Below are 3,734 nucleotides of genomic sequence, written 5' to 3' on the forward strand. Positions count from 1 at the left end.
CGTCAATGGCGATGCGGGTGAGCATGATCTGGGACAGCGTCCGCGCGACAAGGATGAGAATGCAGATGAGCGCGAAGACCATGGCGAAGGGCGCATGAGCGATCTCGAGGCCGAAAACGCGCGGCAGCACCGAGTCCACTGTTTGCAGCCGCGGGTCATCTGCCCGGATTGCACTGAGCACCAGCGGGATCAGCAGTGAATAGCAGATGCCCGAAAGCGCACCGAGCACGACCGATGCAAACACCCGGTTGGGCGCATGCTCGGAGAACTGGGAGAACAGTTTCATCGGCCTTGTCCCTCTGCGGGTGATGGCCGTGCGTGTTCGGCCGCAGGGGTGGAAAAGCCCAGCCGGTAGTAGCGCACGTCGCGGAATGGCTTGACCATGTCGGCAAAGTGCGTGCTCAGCGGGTTACCCGATTGCCCGGTCGAAATCATGTAATCGTGCGAGATGCCGCGTGGTCCGATCTCCATGACCTGGCGGAAGCCAGCGCCGAAACCCTGCAGGTACCCTTCTCCGTCCACGAACTGGGATCCAGCGACATTGATCGTATCAAGTGAGCCGCCGTTGCCAATGCGCCGCTCGAAAAGCAGGTTGAACGGTTTCATTCCACTGAACGGTATGTGCGAGTAGCGTGTTTGCTGCACGTGCGACCATCCCCAGCTCTGCATGCTCCAGTCTCCGCGTAGCTTATGCAGCTCGGTGAGAGCATCGGTCTGCGATTCCGCCAACAATCGCGCGCAGCTGCGCGCGGATTCGGAGTCGCGTGTATCGCACCATCCCTGGCCATCACCCTGGAGCAGCTCGGTCAGCTGCGCTGTGCCGACACCTTCGCCCAGACGCCGCGCGAGCGTGCTGGCCTGCGGTGATTCCCAGCCGCCGCGCAGACGAGCCTGGAACAGGCGCTGACGAAAGTGCCGCATCCAGGAGTTGAACACCGTTGCCGCCTGGCTGTCGGCGCGCATGTCGCCGTGCCAGTCCCGCAGGTATGCCGCTGCTGTCCCGGCATGCGATTGCTGTGGAAGCTGGTCGCGCAGCACATCCATCAAGGCTGCCGCATCTAGATCGAGCGTATCGCCCTGGATCTTCTGCATGTCGGAGGCGGTGAGCTTGCGTCCGGCATCGATGCGTTCCCTGAGCAGTTGCTCAATGCGCTTGGCACGTGCCGGCGAGGCCCAGTCATTGGACACGAAGTAAGGGTAATCGAGCCCGACAATGCGGTTGTTGGCGCTGACGATGTAGCCCGAGGGCGGGTTGTAGGCCTGTACCCACTGCTCCGATGGAATGTAGCCCGACCAGTCGTGGCTGCCGTCCCAGCCGGGAACAGGCAGCGTCCCCTGGCCTTGCCTTCGGACCGGGACCCTGCCGGCTGCGAGATAGCCGATATTGCCCTGCCGGTCGGCGTACAGCATGTTCATTGCCGGTGCCACCTGCCACTGCAGCGCCTGTTTGAACTGGGCCCAGCCGCTTGCATATCCCAGTCGGTAGAACGCCTCGTAGCTGGTGTCAGCCTGGTCCAGCCCGGTCCAGCGCAGCGCAACCGGGCTATCGAAGACATTGAAGTAGTCGCTGATGATGGGCCCATGGATGCTGCGTCGGACCTTGAGCTCGACAGGGAGATAGGGCTGGCGAAGACGCTCCGGGAAATCGGCGCGTACCCGGATGAGTTCCCGACTGACGTCAAATGACTTCCAACCCTGCTCGGTGGCGTAGCGGTTTCCCGCGACGTCGGCACGCTCTACGAACAAATCCTGCGTATCGGCCATCATGTTGGTCCCCGCCCAGGAGATATGCTCGTTGTGTCCGAAAACCACCACGGGCAAGCCCACCAAGCTCATGCCGGAGACCTGCAGATGCGGAGTGCGGATGCTGATCGCATACCAGAGCGAGGGAGTCTGCAGGCCCAGATGGGGGTCGTTGGCAAGTAACGCGCTGCCGGTCGATGTCAGTCGACCCTGGACCGCCCAAGCATTGCTGCCGGTGCCCGGATAGGCGATGAGCAGGTCCCGCTGCAGAGCAGTCTGTCGCGCCGAAACTGCCTCGAGTGCCTTTCGCGGGGCGCTGGCGCAGGCGGTGCAGGGCGCAGAGTCTGGATACGAGGGGAAGAAGGGGCCGACCTCCTGCGGAGACAGCATGCTCATGGCCAGGTAGTGGTCGATCTCGCGCCGAAAGTTGCCGCCCATGGTCAGGGCGAACATTTTGATCCAGGCAAGGGAATCGATTTCGGTCCAGGGCTCTGGCTTCAATCCAAGCAGCCGGAACTCAGGTGGCAGTGACGCGTTGGCCGCGATTGCCTCATTGATGCCACGCGTGTATGCAGAAAGCGATTGCTGGGCCTCAGGACTCAGTGCAGGCCAGGCCTCGCGGGCGGCGTTGTACAGCCCAAGGGTGCGGAACCAGACATCTGAATCGATACTCTTCTTGCCGAAGACTTCGCTGAGCCGCCCGCGAACCATCCAGCGCTGTACCTGCAGTTGCCATAGCCGATCCTGTGCGTGGGCATAGCCCACGGCGTAGTAGGCATCGAGATCGGCGCTGGCTTCAATGAGGATGGCGCCTTGGTGATCCCTGCTCAGCGTCACCGGCGGCCTGTCTACCTGCCGCAGAGTAATGCTGCCCCGATCAGGCAGGCTGCGCAGCAGGTCCATCCACAGCCAGGCAGCGGTCAGCAGGAGAGGAAGCAGCAGGAACAGCACGACCCGTGCCAGCAACGGGTGGCGACGGAGGAGGGGAATGAGTTTCATGCCGGGCACTTTCCGCCATTCAAGTCGGTCAATGCAGCACAGGGTACATACGTCCGGTACATCAGTTCGATATCCATTTCGCTAGGCCCGGGTTGCCACGATGCACAAGTCTGCATCATGCGCGAACAGAATGCAGCAGCAGACAGGCCGCATCGGCGTGTGTCTCCAGGCTGCGGGCAGCACCGTCGCATGCGTAGGGCTCGCAACGTAACGAGATCATCCGGATATGGTAAAAAGTCGGGTAGTTCATCGGCTTGCGCGGTCCCTGTTCACATTTTGAAGCACCGCCGGCCTGCGCCAACCTGAGCCGGAAGCTGCAGAAGGTAGATTGTCAGGGAAGGCGTTGCCGAGTCCGCAACGTGGGCGTTTTCTAGGTTTCACCGTCCTTCAGTCACATTCCCGGGAAAGGATCATGGAAAAGGAAATCATCGATAACCATGCAAGCGTCTCCGCTGTCGCAGCGCGCTTTCTTGATTACGCAGTGGGGCAAGGGAAATGTCTTGCCAGGCTTGACCTGCTCGACGACGATCTGCCGCCGATGCTGCGCAATTACAAGTTTGGGTTGCAGTCCTGGCCCTGGTTCATTTCGCCTGAAATGCAACGGACGTTGCAGGAGTGCGTCAGCCGGATACCCGCACTGGTGATGCGGGCCGTGCTGCTGGAGTTCGGCAAGGATACCCGCCGGTTCTGCAAGTTCTATGGTCTGCCGGATGTCGTGGGCGAAATGGTGCTTGCGGATAGTTTGAATACGGAGTTCGTGTGCCAGCGTACTGATGCCATTCTGACCAGCGAAGGGCTGAAGATCGTCGAACTCAATCTCGGTTTCACCATTGGAGGCTGGCAGATCCAGTGGATGGACCAGCAGTACCGGAAGCAGCGTGAATTGCAGCCATTCTTCGAGAACCTTGACTGTCATTCGCGGAATATCCCGTATGGCCAGATGAGCTATCTGATCCGCTCCGTTCAGAAGCAGGMGACGCATGGTTCCGATG

Annotated in this window: 2 protein-coding genes and 1 pseudogene; 1 reads left to right on the forward strand and 2 read right to left on the reverse strand. The window is 61.0% G+C overall.

Annotated elements, in window-relative coordinates; genetic code table 11:
* Together ACXJKH_RS16775 and ACXJKH_RS16780 are read right to left on the reverse strand one after the other, a co-directional pair.
* Positions 1–286: pseudogene (locus ACXJKH_RS16775) on the reverse strand (cyclic peptide export ABC transporter); the annotation flags it as partial.
* A complete protein-coding gene (locus ACXJKH_RS16780; protein ID WP_457321012.1) occupies positions 283–2,742 on the reverse strand; it encodes a penicillin acylase family protein in 2,460 nt (819 codons plus the stop codon). The pseudogene ACXJKH_RS16775 and the gene ACXJKH_RS16780, both read right to left, overlap by 4 nt.
* Positions 2,743–3,154: 412 nt before the next feature.
* Here ACXJKH_RS16780 and ACXJKH_RS16785 point away from each other — a divergent pair.
* Positions 3,155–3,734 (forward strand): hypothetical protein (locus tag ACXJKH_RS16785; RefSeq protein WP_457321014.1); only part of this gene is annotated, 580 nt, incomplete at its 3' end.

The sequence above is a fragment of the Stenotrophomonas sp. P5_B8 genome (assembly GCF_054049855.1).